The 18285-nt window shown below is 40.3% G+C and carries 20 protein-coding genes and 1 other annotated feature; of the genes, 1 reads left to right on the top strand and 19 read right to left on the bottom strand.

Annotation, left to right across the window (positions count from 1 at the left end; all coding sequences use genetic code 11):
- Positions 1–5: 5 nt before the first annotated feature.
- The 18 genes from ccpN to rpsU form a co-directional block, all read right to left on the bottom strand.
- On the bottom strand, positions 6–629 hold the full coding sequence (gene ccpN / locus AC1Q59_RS10605) for a transcriptional regulator CcpN (protein WP_492365798.1): 624 nt from the start codon (positions 627–629) through the stop codon (positions 6–8).
- 192 nt (positions 630–821) lie between these two features.
- The gene (gene glyS, locus AC1Q59_RS10600) at positions 822–2894 is read right to left on the bottom strand and encodes a glycine--tRNA ligase subunit beta (protein WP_492366080.1); all 2073 of its coding nucleotides are present in this window, start codon (positions 2892–2894) and stop codon (positions 822–824) included.
- Between the two features lie 2 nt (positions 2895–2896).
- Entirely contained in the window at positions 2897–3778 is an 882-nt protein-coding gene (gene glyQ, locus AC1Q59_RS10595; RefSeq protein WP_492365797.1) for a glycine--tRNA ligase subunit alpha, read from the bottom strand.
- A gap of 247 nt (positions 3779–4025) precedes the next feature.
- Positions 4026–4193: a binding site (T-box leader), on the bottom strand.
- Between the two features lie 70 nt (positions 4194–4263).
- Positions 4264–5016, bottom strand: coding sequence for a DNA repair protein RecO (gene recO, locus AC1Q59_RS10590; RefSeq protein ID WP_492365796.1), 753 nt, complete (start codon positions 5014–5016; stop codon positions 4264–4266).
- A 30-nt stretch (positions 5017–5046) separates the two neighbouring features.
- Entirely contained in the window at positions 5047–5190 is a 144-nt protein-coding gene (locus AC1Q59_RS10585; RefSeq protein ID WP_492365795.1) for a YqzL family protein, read from the bottom strand.
- A 206-nt stretch (positions 5191–5396) separates the two neighbouring features.
- Positions 5397–6311 carry a GTPase Era gene (era, locus tag AC1Q59_RS10580; protein WP_492365794.1) on the bottom strand — a complete coding sequence of 305 codons (915 nt, stop codon included), beginning with the start codon at positions 6309–6311 and terminating at the stop codon, positions 5397–5399.
- A complete protein-coding gene (locus tag AC1Q59_RS10575) occupies positions 6304–6705 on the bottom strand; it encodes a cytidine deaminase (protein ID WP_492365793.1) in 402 nt (133 codons plus the stop codon). The genes era and AC1Q59_RS10575 overlap by 8 nt, the downstream gene beginning before the upstream one ends.
- 241 nt (positions 6706–6946) lie before the next feature.
- Positions 6947–7318: a diacylglycerol kinase family protein gene (locus tag AC1Q59_RS10570; RefSeq protein WP_492365792.1), complete on the bottom strand. Its 372-nt coding sequence runs from the start codon at positions 7316–7318 to the stop codon at positions 6947–6949.
- A complete protein-coding gene (ybeY, locus tag AC1Q59_RS10565) occupies positions 7296–7766 on the bottom strand; it encodes an rRNA maturation RNase YbeY (protein ID WP_492365791.1) in 471 nt (156 codons plus the stop codon). Before ybeY ends, AC1Q59_RS10570 begins: the two co-directional genes overlap by 23 nt.
- Positions 7763–9955, bottom strand: a complete 2193-nt coding sequence (locus AC1Q59_RS10560) for an HD family phosphohydrolase (RefSeq protein ID WP_492365790.1) — start codon at positions 9953–9955, stop codon at positions 7763–7765. Before AC1Q59_RS10560 ends, ybeY begins: the two co-directional genes overlap by 4 nt.
- A 191-nt stretch (positions 9956–10146) precedes the next feature.
- Positions 10147–11109, bottom strand: coding sequence for a PhoH family protein (locus tag AC1Q59_RS10555; RefSeq protein WP_492365789.1), 963 nt, complete (start codon positions 11107–11109; stop codon positions 10147–10149).
- Complete coding sequence (yqfD, locus tag AC1Q59_RS10550; RefSeq protein ID WP_492365788.1) at positions 11102–12298, bottom strand: sporulation protein YqfD; 1197 nt, start codon at positions 12296–12298, stop codon at positions 11102–11104. The genes AC1Q59_RS10555 and yqfD overlap by 8 nt, the downstream gene beginning before the upstream one ends.
- A gap of 81 nt (positions 12299–12379) precedes the next feature.
- Positions 12380–12664 (bottom strand): sporulation protein YqfC, encoded by a 285-nt coding sequence (gene yqfC / locus AC1Q59_RS10545; protein WP_492365787.1) that lies wholly within the window; start codon positions 12662–12664, stop codon positions 12380–12382.
- Between the two features lie 80 nt (positions 12665–12744).
- Positions 12745–13248: a YqfB family membrane protein gene (locus tag AC1Q59_RS10540; RefSeq protein WP_492365786.1), complete on the bottom strand. Its 504-nt coding sequence runs from the start codon at positions 13246–13248 to the stop codon at positions 12745–12747.
- Positions 13249–13284: 36 nt separating this feature from the next.
- Positions 13285–14286, bottom strand: a complete 1002-nt coding sequence (gene floA / locus AC1Q59_RS10535) for a flotillin-like protein FloA (RefSeq protein ID WP_492365785.1) — start codon at positions 14284–14286, stop codon at positions 13285–13287.
- Between the two features lie 14 nt (positions 14287–14300).
- Positions 14301–15620, bottom strand: a complete 1320-nt coding sequence (locus tag AC1Q59_RS10530; protein ID WP_492365784.1) for an NfeD family protein — start codon at positions 15618–15620, stop codon at positions 14301–14303.
- 123 nt (positions 15621–15743) lie between these two features.
- Complete coding sequence (locus AC1Q59_RS10525) at positions 15744–16187, bottom strand: GatB/YqeY domain-containing protein (protein ID WP_492365783.1); 444 nt, start codon at positions 16185–16187, stop codon at positions 15744–15746.
- Positions 16188–16202: 15 nt separating this feature from the next.
- Complete coding sequence (gene rpsU, locus AC1Q59_RS10520; RefSeq protein ID WP_019154564.1) at positions 16203–16376, bottom strand: 30S ribosomal protein S21; 174 nt, start codon at positions 16374–16376, stop codon at positions 16203–16205.
- 189 nt (positions 16377–16565) lie between these two features.
- On the opposite strand from rpsU, the gene AC1Q59_RS10515 reads away from it, so the two are divergent.
- A complete protein-coding gene (locus AC1Q59_RS10515) occupies positions 16566–17486 on the top strand; it encodes a Na/Pi symporter (RefSeq protein WP_492365782.1) in 921 nt (306 codons plus the stop codon).
- Positions 17487–17593: 107 nt separating this feature from the next.
- On the opposite strand, the gene deoC is transcribed toward AC1Q59_RS10515, so the two are convergent.
- The gene (gene deoC, locus AC1Q59_RS10510) at positions 17594–18265 is read right to left on the bottom strand and encodes a deoxyribose-phosphate aldolase (RefSeq protein ID WP_492365781.1); all 672 of its coding nucleotides are present in this window, start codon (positions 18263–18265) and stop codon (positions 17594–17596) included.
- Between the last annotated feature and the right edge of the window lie 20 nt (positions 18266–18285).

Raw genomic sequence — 18285 nt, 5'->3', positions numbered from 1 at the left:
GGATCCTATTCATTTTCTGCAAGCGCAAGAAATGCCTTAGTAAGATTGGTCTTTGTAATCCTCCCAGTTACCTCAAATCCCGCTTTAGTCTCTTTTACTACAGGAAGCGCATCTATTTGTTTCTCAATTAGCTTCCTGGCGACATCTGTTAAGAGGTCGTCCTTTTCACACATGGCAATATTAGGCATCCTAGTCATAATAATATTGACGGGAATTGTCGTCAATTCCTGCTTGCCAATGCTTGCTCGAAGCAAATCCTTTCGCGAAAGAACGCCAACAAGGGATGAAATCTCGTCCACAACAAAAAGCGTCCCTACATCCTCAAGAAACATCGTCACAATCGCATCATAAACAGAGACATTTTCGTTCACTACTACCGGAATGGATTGGTAATCCTTTACAAACAATTTATTTAGTTTTTCAGATAAAAGCTCAGTACCAGATTTTCCTGTATAGAAATAGCCAACCCGCGGCCTTGCGTCTAAAAAGCCGGCCATCGTTAAAATAGCCAGGTCAGGTCTTAACGTTGCTCTTGTTAAATTTAATCTGTCTGCAATGTGTTCCCCTGTTATTGGGCCATTTTCCTTCACAATTTCTAAGATTTTTTCCTGTCTTTTATTGAGTTCCATCGTCTCACCACCTAAGCAAATAATGTTTATAAATAAATAAACATATAAGTGACATACTATTATATTTATTATTATATACTAATTCAAAAAAATGAAAAGAATAATTGCTTAGGAGAGACCCTTGACGAACTGCTTACCGCTAAAAAAGATGGGCAAGAGCCACAAGCTTTTGGACCCTTGCCTTGCCTAAAATCATTTCACTAAAATTTCATTTACGTTTGCAAATGTCTTAATAATGTCTGCCAATGCAGCCATTTGACTCAGCCTATTTTTGCGGACATCTTCATTTTCAGCCATAACCATTGTGTTGTCAAAATACAGGCTGATTGCTGGCTTAAGCGAAATGAGAAGATCAAACATTTCTTTATCTGACACTTTCTGTACCATTTGGTCTTTAACTGCCAAAAATTGTTTGTATAACTGCTGTTCAAATTCATTTTCAAACAGATCAGGATTCACCTCTTCTGCTTTTTCCGCTTTAGAGGATATATTTAAGACACGGCTGAGCGCTTCAATATTTTCCTTAAATCCCTCTTCGTCTTTGCTTAATTCAAGGATCTCGGCTTTGTTCACAAGTGATGGCAAAGAGCCAATTTGATTTGCTAAAACAGCTTCAATCAGGTCATGTCTAATATGCTTTTCCTGTAAAATGTGTTTAATTCTTAATTTAAAGAAGGTTATTATTTCCTGCTCTATTTCAGCTTTGTCTTTTTTAAGAATCCCAGCGTCTTCAATTAGAGCTAATGATTCCGCCATAATATCTTCTAAAGCAATGCTCCAATCTTTATTTAACAGGGTTTGTACAATTCCTGTTGCCTGACGCCGCAATGCATATGGATCCTGTGAACCGCTAGGAATAATTCCAATAGCAAAGAAGGAGGCAATTGTATCCATTTTATCGGCAATTGACAGTGCCGCCCCTACATTGCTTTCTGGTGTGTGGTCTTCAGCATTTCTTGGCATGTAATGCTCATTGATTGCAGCAGCAGCAGCCTTGCTTTCACCTTTTTGCAGTGCATATTTTTCTCCCATAAAGCCTTGCAGCTCAGGAAACTCATATACCATATTTGTCACAAGGTCAAATTTGCAAATTTCTGCTGCGCGATTTGCATCTTCTTTTTCTGTACTTGAAAAAGCAAGCATCTCTGCCAATTTATTATTCAGCCCTCTTACTCTTTCAACCTTTTGAGCAAGTGTTCCAATTTCTTCATGATAGACAATTGACTCTAACTTTTTCAGTGATGTTTCAATGGCGATCTTTTGATCTTCCTTATAGAAAAAGTCCGCATCAGATAATCTTGCACGCAACACCTTTTCATTTCCTCTTGCAACTGTTTCTAGATGTTCATGGCCGCCATTGCGTACAGTGACAAAGAATGGAAGAAGCTTGCCATCAGCTGCCTTAACCGGGAAATATCTTTGATGTTCTTTCATGGATGTGATGAGAACCTCGTCAGGAATCTCTAAAAATTCCTCCTCAAAACGCCCATAAAGTGCTGTTGGATACTCAACAAGGTTCGTTACTTCCTCTAAAAGATCCTCGTCAACTGGGATCACCCAATTATTTTCTTCTTCAATTTTTTCGAGCTGAGAACGAATGCCGCTCTTTCTTTCTGCCGGATCAACAATTACATATTGCTCTAGAAGTGCTTTCTCATAGTCCTTTGGCTCATTGATCTCGATTTTTCCGCCGAGGAATCGGTGGCCCATAGTCCAGTTAGAGGTTTCAACACCAGCAACCGAAAATGGAATAACCTCTTTGCCATACAATGCAATGATCCATTTAATCGGGCGGATATATCTTAGTTCAGAATCAGCCCAGCGCATATTTTTCGGGAAGGTCATGGATGTGATAATACTCTCAAGTTCAGGCAGCAAACCAAAGGTCTCTTTGCCTTGAATAAATTTATTTACATGAACATATTCAACGCCGTTAATTTCCTTAAAAAAGATATCCTCTACACTTGCCCCCTGGCCGCGGCAAAAGCCGATTGCTGCCTTTGTCCATTCACCATTTTCATCAAGAGCAATTTTCCTTGCAGGACCTTTAGCCTCTTCGTGAATATCCTCTTGAACTTCATTTACACTTTCAACAAGCACGGTTAAGCGTCTTGGCGATGAAAAAGCATAAATGCTTTCAAATGAAATTTTGTGTTCAGTCAGCCATGCACGTATTCTGTCTGACAGCTGCTCCATTGAACTTGTAACAAATCTTGCCGGCATTTCTTCCAGGCCAATTTCTAATAAAAGATCTTTTGCTGCCATCATTACTTCTCCTCCTTTGCTTTTAAAATAGGGAATCCAAGCTTTTCCCGCTCCTCGTAGAAAGTTTTGGCGATTTTTCTCGCCAGATTCCGGCATCTCGCAATGTATCCTGTTCTTTCAGTCACAGAGATTGCGCCTTTCGCATCTAAAAGGTTAAAGGTATGGGAGCACTTTAAGACATAATCATAGGCAGGATGCACAAGTCCCTCTTCCATTTGTCTATGTGCTTCTTTTTCGTAAACATTAAATAAATTAAACAGCATTTCTGTATCAGAGGTTTCAAAAGTATATTTTGAATGTTCATATTCAGGCTGGCCAAAGATATCACGAACCGTAAAACCATTTGTCCATTCAAGATCAAAGACATTTTCCTTATCCTGAATATAGGAAGCTAATCGTTCGATTCCATATGTGATTTCTACTGAAACTGGCTTACACTCAATTCCTCCAACTTGCTGGAAGTATGTAAACTGAGTAATTTCCATTCCATCAAGCCAAACTTCCCATCCTAAACCGGCACACCCTAAAGATGGATTCTCCCAGTTATCCTCAACAAAACGGATATCATGTTCAAGCGGATCGATACCGAGAGCGCGAAGAGAATCTAAGTACAATTCTTGGATGTTATCCGGTGATGGCTTCATAATGACTTGAAACTGGTGGTGCTGATACAGGCGGTTCGGGTTTTCACCATAACGTCCGTCGGCTGGGCGGCGTGATGGCTCGACATAAGCCACGTTCCACGGCTCTGGTCCAATAGCCCTTAGAAATGTGTACGGGCTCATTGTGCCGGCACCTTTTTCGACGTCATAGGCCTGCATTAAAATACAGCCGTAATCTGACCAATGCTTTTGCAGGGTTAAAATCATGTTTTGAATGTTCATTGTACCCTTCCTTTCATGTTTAAAGGTTTGTAAAACTTGGCCGTTGATTTCCGTTCCGGGCGCTTCGCTTTCCGTGGGCGGCCCGGGGAGCCTCCTCGTCGCTTTGCTCCTGCGGGGTCTCCCCTGTCCCGTACTCCCACAGGAGTCTTCGCGCCCTCCACTCCAATCAACTGAGTTGTTAAACAATAAAATCATTTAACACAATTAAAAATAAAAACAAAAAAACTCCCATCCCTATGCCTGAAAGCATAGGGACGAGAGTTACCCGCGGTTCCACCCTATTTGCTGCATATGCAGCCACTTTATTACTATACTGCTCAAGAGCGCCTTCCTTAACGTTCAATCCCCGGCTTTCACCGCCCCAGGGTCGCTACCATTGAGTGGGCTAAGTACTCCTCTCCATCTTTGCAGCTATTTACTTCATTGATAGTTTGAATCATAGCGGAAATAAAATCAATTGTCAATATTAAGCGATATAACAGCTATTACAGCATTTCTCCGAACTTCCCCATTTGATTTAGAAACCTCTTGGTTTTTAAATTTAGACCGGAGTATTCCTCATAATATGCATCAATAACTTTTTTAAGATCTGCTCTTGTCTCGGGCTTTACAGATATATTTCCGATTCTTGATAGATCAAAGTAATAAAACAGCCTAAGAAGCTTTACGGCTGCCTCAGAAATTTTGATATGATAGGGGTCCTTTTCCAGACATTGATGACAGATTAGGCCACCTTCGCGAATGGAAAATGAAAAATGTCCCTCTGTGTTTCCACAAACGGAACATTGATTTAAAACAGGATATAGGCCTAATGTATTAAGCATCTTCATTTCAAATATATGAACAATGATTTCTGCATCATAGCCTTCATTAATTAAATTTAGCGTTTGGTAAAGAAGTTCAAATAAAAAAGGATTAGGTTTTCTTTCATCTGTACTCTTGTCAAGAAGATCTATGATGTAGCTAGCGTATGCAGTAAGAAAAATATCTTCTTTGATTGAACGCATTGGGGTGATCATTTCCCCCTGCTGCATTCCCCCAAGCCCATTGCTTTTCTGTACTAAAAAGTAGCCATATGTAAAAAGCTGGGTGACAGCAGCGAGTCTGCTGTTTGGCTTCTTAGCCCCTCGCGCCATCACACCAACTTTCCCCCATTCGCGGGTATATAGAGTAACGATTTTATTTGTTTCACCATAGTTTGTTGTTCTAATAACGATGCCTTCACATTTTTCAAGCATCCATGCCACCATCCCTATACTGTGACAAACCTATGAGATGGGAAAGTCTACCTCTGCTGATTCTGCGTCATGACTTCCGGTTAAATCTTGAGTTTCCTTTTCTAACTCCTTTAAAAGAAGATATGTGTCAATATTACCTGTCTGCGAAAATACCTTCCAGGTAAAATCAATCATTGAAACCCCACCTTTCCGTTTTTAAACGCAATTCTTTTATAGCAACATCTGGTGCTAAAACACTTACTTATCCCAAATCCTTAACATTATCATGGCCTGTCATTATAAAATTCATTAGAGAAAATATTGTCAATAAAAATTGGACATAATTTATTGGCATTTTAAATACAGTAGATAGTGCGGGACAATAACCATATAGGCTATTTTTAATATTCGTCTTCCCTAAAGCCAAAATCTCTTAATTGAGACATTTTGTTGCGCCAATCCTTTTGTACCTTTACCCAAAGCTCTAAAAACACTTTTGATCCCAGGAGATTTTCAATATCGAGCCGTGCCCGCTTTCCAATTTCCTTCAGCATTTTGCCTTGTTTCCCAATAACAATTCCCTTTTGCGAATCACGCTCAACGATGATGGTTGCCATAACATGTATCATATCTTTATCATCGCGGCGTTCCATTTTATCAATCAGAACAGCAAGAGAATGGGGGATTTCCTCTCTGGTCAAATGCAATGCTTTTTCTCTAATCAGCTCAGATACTATGAACCGTTCAGGATGATCAGTTACTTGGTCTGGAGGATAATATTGCGGTCCCTCCGGAATATAGGTCTTTATTTGCTCCAGCAATCGCTCCACGTTATTTCCTTCTAAGGCAGAAATAGGAATGATTTCACTAAAGCTGTATTTTTCTTTATAAGATTCAATGACATTGAGCAGTTCATCAGGATGAATCTGGTCAATTTTATTAATAACTAGAAAAATAGGCGTTTTGACTGATTGGAATTTTTCTAAAATAAATTCTTCTCCGCGGCCAAATCCCTCGGCTGCATTTACCATAAACAAAATTAAGTCGACTTCCTTTAGGGTATTCTGCGCAACCTTCATCATGAAATCGCCAAGTTTATGTTTTGGCTTATGAATGCCTGGTGTATCAATAAAAATCAATTGAGCATCATCCGTTGTTAGTACACCTTGCACCTTGTTTCGTGTTGTTTGCGGCTTATCGCTCATAATAGCAATCTTTTGTCCGATTACACGATTTAAAAAAGTGGATTTTCCTACATTAGGGCGTCCAATAATTGAGATAAACCCTGATTTGTATCCTTGTGTTGTCTTATTCATTTAAGTCCTCCGGTGAAAAAGCTCCTGGCAGCAATTCTTCTATCGTTAATTCAAGAATATTTCCTTTTAGGTTTGTTAGGACTACTTTCATATCCTTCGGGCACAATTCAGCAATCACTTGCCGGCAGGCTCCGCACGGAGAACAAGGCCGATCGGTGTCCGCAACAACAGCCATGGCAGTGAACTGCCGATCCCCTTCAGAATAAGCTTTAAAAATGGCTGTTCTTTCGGCACAATTACAAACGCTATAAGCAGCATTTTCAATATTGCAACCATGATAAATCTTTCCATCATCTGTTAACAATGCCGCTCCGACCGGAAATTTTGAGTAAGGGACATATGCCCGTTCTCTTGCTTTTTTTGCTTCATCAATTAGTTCTTGTACTTTCAACATTTGTCTTCCTTTCCGATATGGGTACCGCTTACATTTATTTTACCTCATTCTGTCACAAAATACAGTCATTGTTGCAAAAATGTAATATAAATATTTGAATTTTCTAAAAATAAATTTAGAATTCCTTAATCTTCCTTAGCAGATTAAATTTGTTTAGTCATTTTAACAATGATTGACTAAAAAAACAAATAGAAAAGGTCTGACCTTGTCAGACCCAGTTAGCAGGTACTGTTGAATTTTTTTAAAACAGCTTTGGCAAAAAAATAATTAAGCCAATAATCACAGACATGATGGCGTAGATGAGCACGGCTCCTGCTGCCATGTCCTTAGCCGCTTTGGCAAGCGGGTGAATTTCCTTTGAAGCAAGATCCACCACACGCTCAATCGCTGAATTAAGCATTTCTAAAGACAGCATGCCGCCAATAGCAAAAAGAATTAGTATCCATTCAATAGCAGAAATAGAAAACCAGACTCCTGCAAAAATCACAAGAATAGATACAGTTAAATGGATTCTTATGTTTCGTTCTTCGAGAACGGCTTTTTTTATTCCTGCAAAGGCAAATTTAAAGGATGAAATGAGCGGATACTTTTTATCGCGAGAGTCCAAATTCATCTAATATTTCCTTCTGGCGGGAAAACATGACTTTTTCCTCTTCAGGTTCCATATGATCATAGCCAAGGAGATGCAAAAACCCATGCACAGCCAAAAACCCAAGTTCACGCATAAAGGAATGTCCATATTCCTCAGCCTGCTCGCGGGTTCTTGCCACAGATATGATAATATCACCCAGCACTCTTGGCATATCTAAACCAACCAGCTCCATTTCCCCTTCTCCCATCTCCTCCAATGCAAAAGAAATGACGTCGGTCTCACTGTCTTTATTACGGTATTCTCTATTAATATCCCTTATTTTTTCACTAGTGACAAAAGTGACGGAGAGCTCGCTTTCTTCCTCAATCCTTTCACTTTCCGCTGCAAAAATAAGCAGTTTTTCAACAAAGGAAATTTGCTCTTCTGTTAATTCACTTGTTTCATCAGTAAAGTCAATACTTAAACTCATGCTTGTTTCACCTTCTGTTTTGTCATTTCTGGGTATTCAATTCTGGAATGGAAGATACCGTTCAATGTCTCACAAAAAGAGTTAGCCACAGTCTCTAATTCCTTAAGTGTTAAATCACATTCATTCAGCTGTCCATCCTGAAGCCGGTCTGCAATAATATTGCGGACCAGTTTTTCAATTTGATCCGGTGTCGGGTTCGACATAGACCTTACGGCTGCTTCGACACTGTCTGCAATGCCAACAACAGCAGATTCTCTGGACTGTGCCTTTGGCCCTGGGTAGCGATAGTCTGCTTCTTTTACATCCAGGCCGTTCTGTTGGGCCTTATGATAGAAAAATTTAAGGAGTGTTGTTCCATGATGCTGTTCAGTGATATCAACAATTTCCTTTGGCATTTTATGTTTCTTGAGCATTTCCACCCCATCTGCCGCATGAGCTATAATAATATTTTTACTTGTCTGCGGCGGAAGCCTGTCATGCGGATTTTCAATGTTCATCTGATTTTCTATAAAGAAATGCGGACGCCTTGTCTTTCCAATATCATGGTAATAGCAGCCCACTCTGGCTAAAAGGCCATTTGCCCCGATTGCCTCACAGGCAGATTCTGACAGATTGGCAACCATAACACTATGATGATACGTGCCGGGAGCCTCCGTCAGGATTTTTCTTAATAATGGATGATTTGGATTTGACAGCTCAATCAGTCTCATTGTCGAGAGAATACCGAAGCCTCCCTCAAAAAATGGCAGAAGTCCCACAGCGAGAACAGCTGACAAAATACCTGATCCAATGCCAGTTACAAAGTAGATGCTATATTCAAGCCCATCATATTGACCATTTGTTAATAGAACAAGTGCAAAGATGACAATTACATTCACTCCGGAAATAAACATTCCTGCCTGCAGGATTTTTGAACGGTACTTCTGCTTTGTTAAAAAGATAATGCCCGAAAGGCCGCTGCACATGATATAAATGGCAGAAGAGACGTTAAAGGATCCTGTAATCCCTTCATTGAACACTACACTTCCGCAAATGGCCATGATAATGGTAAACAAGACGGCAATTCTCTCATTAATCAAGATTCGAATTAATATTCCGCCCATGGCAGCAGGGAATATGTAGCTTGCATCCAGGAACCGATAGTCCGGAAATAGGCTGACACCTTTCATAATCAGTATCGATATAGCAAAAATTAAACTAAATAAAAGCATGAAGCTCTGCTTTAACTCAGGCTTTGCCCTTAGCTCGTTAAAATAATAGTACAGCGCAGACAGAATAATGAATATGATTAATGTTAATCCAACAAAAGGCTGAATGGAATTATTATTATCGAGAAGACCGACAAGCTCCAGCTGCCTGTATATTTCACGGCTGATTAATTGTTCCTCTTCAACGATTATTTGCCCCTGAAGAATCTTTACAGGCTCTACACTTTCTACAGCCTGCTGGCGCATTTCTTCTGTAGCAGTCGGATCATAAAATTCATTCTGATAAATGGCGTATCTTCCCAATTCAATCGCCGCTGCTTTTAATCCCGAACCAAGACTTGTATACCTTAGCTCTTCTTCCAGACGCCGCTTTGAATTTTCCACTTCATCTGCGGGAATTCTTCTGTTCATCACATTGTGAACGGCTGTAACCGTTAGATCTTTGGCAATTGTTAGGTCCTCTTTAGATGCCTGTACTAGTGCCTGGAGCGTCTGATCTGAAATTTCCCTTGTGACATCCTCTGTTAATTTTTCCTTCATTTTTGCTGACTTTTGCGAAGGAGAGGGTTCTGTAATATTCGGGATCTCACTCTTCTCGCCATCTCTTTGTTCAGCTTCTTTTTGTTTTGCATCAATTTCATCTTGAATTTCATCATTGACCTCGGTTGCTGAATCAAATATAGATGTAATTAGGTCAACCCGGTTTTGAGCAATTTCTTTTTTAACAACATAGACATCTTGAACATGGTCAGCTGCTTCTTTTTTCTTCTTCTCCGTACTTGCCTTATCTTCAATGGTGATGGGGGATCGGATTGTTTGTTCAGCAACTGAGAATAAGCTTAGGTCCATTTTTTCCGGCTTCACATTACTGAACATGGCAATGAACATGACAATTCCAAGAAAAATAAACAAAAGGATTCTAAAAAAGGTTAGTTCCAGCAGCTTTTTAACCTTTGTTAGATATTGCTGAAGCTTTTCCAACTCTCTCCCTCCTATCCAATTAAATTTTAAATAAAGGAACAGCAAAAGGCAAAAGAACCCATCTATTTACTTTCTAAAATCATAACAGTTTTTTCCGCGAGTTGCACCTTTGAATAATAAAAGAATTGTGAATATTACCAGTGAGGCAGGATTGTTAGCCAAAAGAAAACCGTACGGAATGTCCGAACGGCTTAATCTGTGTGTTTTTCATATGCATGGATGATTCTAGCAACGAGTGGATGGCGGACAACATCGCTTTCTTCAAGGTAAACGAACGAAATTCCCTTTACACCCTGTATAACTTTTTCCGCAGCAATCAAGCCTGATTGGTTCCCTTTTGGAAGATCGACCTGTGTTTTATCGCCAGTGATCACCATTTTTGAACCAAATCCGAGGCGGGTAAGGAACATTTTCATCTGTGCAAAGGTGGTGTTTTGTGCCTCATCCAAGATAACAAAAGCATCATCAAGCGTACGTCCTCTCATGTAGGCAAGCGGGGCAATTTCAATCGTCCCTCTTTCAATCATTCTTTGCGTATGTTCAGCTCCTAGAATGTCATTGAGCGCATCATATAATGGACGAAGATACGGGTCTACTTTCTCCTTTAAATCCCCTGGCAAAAAGCCAAGACTTTCACCCGCCTCAACTGCCGGACGTGTTAATATAATACGCTTTACCTGGCCATTTTTAAGGGCATTGACTGCCATAACCACAGCGAGATAAGTTTTTCCTGTTCCAGCAGGACCGATGCCAAAGACTAGATCATTTTTTCTTATTTCGCGGATATACTGGCTTTGCCCGATTGTTTTAACCCTGATAACTTTCCCTTTAGCGTTTCTGGTTATTTCTTCGTCATACAGATCGCTAAAATACTCCAGCGTTCCCTTTTTCGCCATTTGTATGCCATACACAATATCCCTTTGGTTAATATTGATCCCTTTTCTAACAACGAGGATTAATTCTGATATTAATCTGCCTGCTGTTTCGGCAGCCTCCGCTTCCCCGGAGACGTAGACAGATTCTCCTCTTGTTACAATCGATACATGCAATTCATCCTCGATTAATTTAAGATGTGCGTCTGAATTTCCGATTAGTGATATAGCTTCATTTGGATTTTCAAGCTGTACATTAATGGTTTTTAGCTCTTCAGTCATTCTTTATCTCCTTGACGATTGGTTGTCCTTCTGCAATATTCTCTATAATTTGAAAATGTATTGATAAGTTAACTTTACCATTGTCAATGGACTTGTGTAAAATTTTTTCCCCTTTGATTGTAGCTTTATCAGATAGGCTGCTTTTTATATCATTTCTTGCTAACTTTTTTGCAGCCTCGAATGCCTCTTCATGATCATAAATCCTTGTCACCTGCTCGCTTTCCCGGATAGTTTTGTTTATATATGAAACAGGAAGCTCCCATAAAAGAAATCTTATCTGCTTTTCATTCACTTCTGTTTCATACTCACTATACTCCACTTTCCCGAAACCCCAAATCGGGATTTTTAAGTTGCCAATTTTTAGGTAGTGTTTTTGTTTTTCATTTCCGCTAAAGACTTTTAACGTATTTTTTAACGGAAGCTCCACGTCTGTTTTATACCATGTCTCACCAAAAATTTCTCCTTTTGCCGGTACTTCTTTTGTTTGGCCCTCTTTGCCAATAATTCCTGACACCAGCAGCTGGCCTGGTTTTACATGATCATGCACACTGACCATAGGCTGACCTTCTTCGACAAACATGTCCACTATGACGGCCTTCTTTTTTGCAACTAGATGTCTGGGGCTCAGGATTTCTGGTTTTTCCGGTTCATTTTTCTCCACAACTTGGAAATGGTAGGTTGTCCCCTTTAATTCCACACCGACCCATGTAATTTCCGAAATATTATCCGATAACTTTCTTTGGATGGTTTCGGCATTATCCATGAAAATCTGAAGCTTTCCTCTTTTAACACCCATTTCATTGAGCTCTTTGCGGATTTTATGCTCGGTTGCAGGCTCTGCACCCTTTATTTCCACACCCCATACCATATTGGATAAAAGCATAATAACGGCTAAGAAAAACACTGAGCCGATGACAAAGCCACTGTTTTTTAGAATCCTTTTTTGCAAAAAAGGCAAGCCTGTCCGATGCAAAAAGACAATTTTGCAATCACTGTCCCTGACAGCCTTGCGCATTTCTTTTACATCTTTTAGTCTCATTTTAAAGGTTACAGCATCAGGACCATGACGCTTTACATTCCAAATATGAATACCATTCCTTGTTAATTTATTTATAAGCCTTTCAATGCCTTTACCGGAAGTTTTTACTGTTACAATGCCCCCAAAAAACTCTGTCCATAGATTTTTCATTTTCTTCCCCCTGAAAATTCATCGTGATATGCAGGTTTTGGGACCGGCTGCTTTTTTGGCAGCCGTATCCTTCGCTGACTTCTATTCATTTAAATAAAGAACCTGATCAATTTTTCCTTCAAGCAAAATTTCTTCTGGCAATATCGTCTTTATTACAAAGGAATTCCCTTTTATTAATAGCTGACCTTGCTTTAGAAGGAGTCTCAGTTCTTTATCAGTGAATGCGATCAACCCCCGATGATTTTCTATATAGATGTGTATTTGACCGATCATTGTTATGCGGGGTAAATCCATCATGACGTCTTGAGGAAGCTCCATATTCTTTGTCATCCATTTTCGGACGAATTGTCCCCACTTTTGTGCCATAAAAAAAAGAACCCCCCTTCATCTCATATGTATGAAAAAAAGGGGGGTTCTAGCACTATTTTTATTTTGTTCCATTTCGTCTATTTATGGTTTCTCACTGAACGATGAGGGTTCAATGACCTTGGCGGTCCAAGGATTTCTGACCAAATAATGCCCTCTACAAGCTGTTTATCTGTAGGAGCAAGGGAAACATGCTCCTCTTTTTCGCTAGCCATTTTTACAGGCTTAGATGGACTGACAGATCCCTTTTGTTGTTCTGCATCCTTTTTTACAGCCTGTGCTTTTGTCTTATGGTTTTCAGCTTGTTCTTTGTGCTCATTTTTGTCTTGTTCTACGGGCTGAACCGATTCGGCTTGTTCTGTAAATTGTCGGTTTTCAGTGAGATTTTTAAACTCGCGTATGGCCGCATCCAGCTGCCGTTTCAGCTCCGATCCCCTTTCTGCTGGGGCTCTTTTCGTTTGAACATGCCGCGGCTGTGAATTTCTTTGCTGCTGGGTCTGCTGCTTTTTTCTTTTTCCAAACAGGGAAAAAAGATAAGCAAGCAATATCAAAATTAAAAATGGATTTTGAAATAAGAATTCCATGGCTGGTCACATTCCCTCCCTTCAATGGAGCAGTGGTTAACCGTTTTTATTTTCATCCTTGCGAATATTAATTTTCCCGATAGAATCTCTCATGTCTGTATCAGCGTTAATATTTTTAATGTTCATATAGTCCATAACACCAATATTTCCTGTTTTAAGCGCTTCTGACATAGCAAGTGGTACCTCTGCCTCTGCCTCGACAACCTTTGCTTTCATTTCTTCGACTCTTGCCTTCATTTCTTGTTCTAAAGCAACAGCCATTGCCCGGCGTTCTTCCGCCTTTGCCTGGGCAATTTTTTTATCTGCTTCAGCCTGTTCAGTCTGAAGTTCAGCTCCAATATTTTTGCCGATATCAACATCTGCAATATCAATAGAGAGGATCTCAAAAGCTGTTCCCGCATCTAATCCCTTGGAAAGAACCGTCTGTGAGATCATGTCGGGATTTTCCAGCACCTTTTTGTGGTTATCTGAAGAACCTATAGTTGAAACAATTCCTTCTCCGACACGGGCTACAATCGTGTCCTCGCCAGCTCCGCCAACTAGACGGTCAATATTTGCCCGAACAGTAATTCTTGCTTTTGCCTTTACTTCAATCCCGTCCATTGCCACACCAGCAATAAAAGGTGTTTCAATGACCTTCGGGTTAACACTCATTTGTACTGCTTCTAAAACATCACGTCCAGCTAAGTCGATAGCCGCACTGCGCTCAAAGGTAAGCTCAATATTTGCCCGATGTGCCGCAATTAGCGCATTAACAACCCGGTCGACATTTCCTCCTGCCAAGTAATGGCTTTCCAGCTGATTTGTTGTTACATCCAAGCCTGCTTTTCTTGCCTTAATTAACGGATTGATAACACGGCTTGGGATAACACGGCGAAGCCTCATCCCAACTAACGTAAATATTCCAACCTTGACTCCGGCAGCTAATGCGGAAATCCAAAGCATTACTGGTACAAATGAAAATAGAATCCCCAGCAGGATAATTGCAAAGACAACAACGACCAAAATAAATATTGTACTCGTTCCCATTAGACTCATTTGACTTCCTCCCTTTATTTATCAGATTTAGTTACTTCTCTAACTACAATACGAGAGCCCTCAGCTTTTACGACTCTTACTGCAGCACCTTTCTGGATGAACGCTCCCTCGCTCACAACGTCGATCCGTTCATCTTCAATTATCATTGTACCTGAAGGCCGAAGAGCTGTAATGGCAGTTCCTTCAAGGCCAATAAGTTCAAGCCGGTTTTGATTTGAAACATAGCCTTCTTCTGTGGTTGTTGCGTCGTTTAAAATGAGCTTCCTAAATATTTTCATCCTTTTACCAAACACCTTTACCATTAAAATGGATACTAAGATGGTGATGCCAATTGCAATGAGGATGGATATCCCCATGTGAATCACATTATCTGCAGCTAAAAATAAACTTCCAAGCACTGCTCCAAGGCCAAGAATCCCTGCAATTCCTCCAGGAAGGAAAAACTCTGCTATCATTAAGCCTATTCCTAAAACAAATAAAATAAGTGTTTCAAATCCAGCTAATCCTGCAACCATATGGCCATAAAAGAATAGAAGGAGCGAGGATAGACCCATGATACCCGGGAGGCCGAATCCAGGCGAATACAGCTCCAGTACAAGCCCAAGGCTGCCTATTGTCAGAAGAATAGGGATCACTAAAGGGTTCGTAATGAAACGGGCAATTTTTTCCGCAAAACTTTCTTCAATCTTCTTTACCTCTGCATCAGCAAATCCCAGATGCTCCAATAATTGATCAAGGTCACTGTATGTCCCTTGTGAATATCCAACTTCTTTCGCACGTTCGGCTCCTAAAGTAAGCAGTTTGCCCTTTGGAGCTTCCGGCAAATCGACGGACTCATCAGCCATTGCGAGCGCATATATTGGCTCCCTGCCATTTTGCTTGGCAGCCTCTGTCATAGCTGAATGCCAATACGATTGAGCCTTTTTGTCAGCTGTATTTCCCTGAGCATCAATGATGGCTGCAGCTCCCATTGTTGAGCCAGGTGCCATATATATCTGATCTGTATTTAACGCAATGTACGCGCCTGCGGATAACGCCTGTTTATTTACATAAGTGATCGTTTTTATATCTGCAGCAGATAATAACTTACCTATTTTCCCCGCCGCATCAACCGCTCCTCCAGGCGTATCCATTTCAAAGATGATAGCCGATGCCTTTTCTTCTTCTGCCTGATTTACTGCACGATTTAAAAACGCATAGAGACCCTTCTCTACTGTTTCTTGAATGGGGACAATATACACAACTTCCCTATCAGCGTTTCCTTTTATCGGGATAAGCATTAATATAAATGCAAAAAGAAAGGAAAAAATAATCATTGAACGTCTTACCCGCAAAACTTCCCCTCCCCTCATAAAAGTCTTACCTTCTATACGTTTTTCCCTTAAAAAGGTTTCAAAAATTGCATATTAAAAAAGACCGCAAACGCAATTGTTCACGGTCTTTAATATTCATTTGCTTTATGAAAGGTGTTGTTGTACAAGTTTATTTACAAGTGTGCCATCTGCTTTTCCTTTAATCTTTGGCATCAGAGCACCCATTACCTTACCCATCTCGGCTTTAGATGAAGCCCCAATTTCTGCAATCGTTGTTTGAACGATTTTTGAAAGTTCTTCTTCAGAAAGCTGCTCAGGCATATATAAATCGACGTACTTTAATTCAGTACGAATTTTTTCAACAAGATCTTCACGACCTGCTTTTTCAAATTCATGGAGGGAATCCTTGCGTTGCTTAACTTCGCGAGAGAGGACAGTTAGCTCCTGTTCTTCATTCAGCTCTGTTCCAAGCTTAATTGCTTCATTTTGCAAGGAAGCTTTAACCATGCGAATCACAGTGAGTTTATCCTTTTCCTTATTCCTCATCGCTTGTTTCATATCCTCATTTAAACGCTCGAGAAGACTCATAAAATCCACCCTCTCTTACCACTTACGTTTTCTTGCAGCCTCTGACTTTTTCTTACGTTTTACACTAGGTTTTTCGTAGAATTCGCGCTTTCTAGCTTCTTGTATAGTACCTGATTTAGATACAGTACGTTTAAAGCGACGAAGAGCATCTTCAAGCGATTCGTTTTTACGAACGACGGTTTTAGACATTCTCTTTCCCTCCCTCCGAGCACAACACACTTACACCAACATGGTTTTTTCCATGTACCTTGCAATTATAATATAACCGCGAAAAGAGGTCAACTATTACTAGAGTGCATTATTGCCGATATTTTATTCTTCCAATTGTGGAATGTGCTCTCATATATGCCCATATAAATAGATGCAGGGGGTGAAGGCTTGGCCAACTTATTGCTATTTCTACTATTTATTGGGGTTTTTATTTATGGAATGACACTGCTTAGGTCAGGTCTTTTTAACTTATCAGCTGATTCTTTGAAAATTTGGCTGACAAAAATGACAGACTCACCATGGAAAGGATTACTTGCCGGGGTTGGGATTACCTGTTTGCTGCAAAGCAGCTCAGCAGTTATGGTGATAACTATTGGGCTGATCTCAGCAAGACTGCTTACATTTGGACAATCCATCGGTATTATTTTGGGAACAAACATTGGCACAACCTTAACAACAGAACTGATTACATTTGATATTGAATCTTTTATCATCCCATTAGCTGTTCTTGGAGCAGCATTAATGCTGATAGGAAAATATAAGCTTAAAAGCATTGGCCTAATTTTACTGGGAATTTCTGCTGTTTTTGCCGCAATGGGCGGATTTGAATTTATGGCAGGTCCCTTAAAAGAAGTGGCATGGGTTGATCAACTTTTAATAACCTTGGATGGAAGCTATTTCTATAGCATATTAGCTGGTGCCGGCATAACTGCCATTATTCAGTCGAGCACGGCCACAACCGGTATCATTATGGGGCTGTTAACAGGCGAAGCTATTGAACTTGATACAGGAATTTCGATTATGCTTGGATCCAATATTGGCACGTGTGTGACCGCCTTTTTGGCAGCTGTCGGAGCTGGGAGAGAAGCGAGACTTTCTGCTTATGCCCATATTTGGCTGAATATCCTTGGGGTTATTGTGTTTTATCCGTTTATCGGCATGCTCACTGATCTTGGTACACAGCTTGCATTTCAAGCCGATGTGCAGCTTGCACATGTTAGTGTCATTTTTAATGTGATCTCTTCTCTCTTAGTCCTGCCATTTGCTAGCAGATTTGGAAGATTTATTTTATGGATGCATGATAGATAGATCAGGTTAGCGGATAAGGGGCTTTGGAGCTTTATTTTTCACAAAAAATGACCTTCATAAAGGTATGAAGGTCATCCTGAACCAAATTTTCGATAGAAATGTTCCGATTAATAATCAGAAGTTCCTGTAAGTCCGTTAACGATAGCTGCGCCTGAGCTGGCACCGATTCTTGTGGCCCCCGCCTCGATCATTTTTTTGGCATCCTCTGCGCTTCTGACACCGCCCGAAGCTTTGACGCCGATATCTGGTCCGACAGTTTTTCTCATTAAGGCTACATCCTCTGGTGTTGCCCCGCCAGTGGAGAACCCTGTAGATGTCTTAACATAGTCTGTACCGGCTTTCACTGCTAATTCGCATGCCCTAACCTTTTCATCGTCTGAAAGCAATGAGGTTTCAATGATGACCTTTGTTAAGGCTTTTCCTTTTGCTTCAGAGACGACTGCTGCAATATCTCTTTCAACTAATTCGTCATCTCCGCTTTTTAGAGCACCGATATTGATAACCATATCTACTTCTGCTGCACCATTTTCGATTGCATTTTTCGTTTCAAATGCCTTTGTTTCAGGTGTAGAAGCTCCCAATGGAAAGCCGATCACTGTACATACTTTTACATCTGTGCCAGATAACTTTTCACTTGCAAGCTTAACCCAAGCTGGATTTACACAGACAGAAGCAAACTGATATTCCTTTGCTTCTGCACAAAGCTTTTCAATCTGATCTTTTGCTGCATCTGCTTTTAGTAATGTATGATCAATCATTTTTGCTATATTTGCTGTCAAATGGATAACTCCCTTTCGAA

Source organism: Cytobacillus sp. MT66, assembly GCF_058792595.1.
Note: the sequence above shows the minus strand (reverse complement) of the source record. Positions and strands in the feature narration are given on the sequence as shown.

What these genes read in the sequence shown, in the direction of transcription:
- ccpN (WP_492365798.1), bottom strand. Translation starts at nt 629, where the DNA reads ATGGAACTCAATAAAAGACAGGAAAAAATCTTAGAAATTGTGAAGGAA.
- glyS (WP_492366080.1), bottom strand. Translation starts at nt 2,894, where the DNA reads ATGGCAGCAAAAGATCTTTTATTAGAAATTGGCCTGGAAGAAATGCCG.
- glyQ (WP_492365797.1), bottom strand. Translation starts at nt 3,778, where the DNA reads ATGAACATTCAAAACATGATTTTAACCCTGCAAAAGCATTGGTCAGAT.
- recO (WP_492365796.1), bottom strand. Translation starts at nt 5,016, where the DNA reads ATGCTTGAAAAATGTGAAGGCATCGTTATTAGAACAACAAACTATGGT.
- AC1Q59_RS10585 (WP_492365795.1), bottom strand. Translation starts at nt 5,190, where the DNA reads ATGATTGATTTTACCTGGAAGGTATTTTCGCAGACAGGTAATATTGAC.
- era (WP_492365794.1), bottom strand. Translation starts at nt 6,311, where the DNA reads ATGAATAAGACAACACAAGGATACAAATCAGGGTTTATCTCAATTATT.
- AC1Q59_RS10575 (WP_492365793.1), bottom strand. Translation starts at nt 6,705, where the DNA reads ATGTTGAAAGTACAAGAACTAATTGATGAAGCAAAAAAAGCAAGAGAA.
- AC1Q59_RS10570 (WP_492365792.1), bottom strand. Translation starts at nt 7,318, where the DNA reads ATGAATTTGGACTCTCGCGATAAAAAGTATCCGCTCATTTCATCCTTT.
- ybeY (WP_492365791.1), bottom strand. Translation starts at nt 7,766, where the DNA reads ATGAGTTTAAGTATTGACTTTACTGATGAAACAAGTGAATTAACAGAA.
- AC1Q59_RS10555 (WP_492365789.1), bottom strand. Translation starts at nt 11,109, where the DNA reads ATGACTGAAGAGCTAAAAACCATTAATGTACAGCTTGAAAATCCAAAT.
- yqfD (WP_492365788.1), bottom strand. Translation starts at nt 12,298, where the DNA reads ATGAAAAATCTATGGACAGAGTTTTTTGGGGGCATTGTAACAGTAAAA.
- yqfC (WP_492365787.1), bottom strand. Translation starts at nt 12,664, where the DNA reads ATGGCACAAAAGTGGGGACAATTCGTCCGAAAATGGATGACAAAGAAT.
- AC1Q59_RS10540 (WP_492365786.1), bottom strand. Translation starts at nt 13,248, where the DNA reads ATGGAATTCTTATTTCAAAATCCATTTTTAATTTTGATATTGCTTGCT.
- floA (WP_492365785.1), bottom strand. Translation starts at nt 14,286, where the DNA reads ATGAGTCTAATGGGAACGAGTACAATATTTATTTTGGTCGTTGTTGTC.
- AC1Q59_RS10525 (WP_492365783.1), bottom strand. Translation starts at nt 16,187, where the DNA reads ATGAGTCTTCTCGAGCGTTTAAATGAGGATATGAAACAAGCGATGAGG.
- rpsU (WP_019154564.1), bottom strand. Translation starts at nt 16,376, where the DNA reads ATGTCTAAAACCGTCGTTCGTAAAAACGAATCGCTTGAAGATGCTCTT.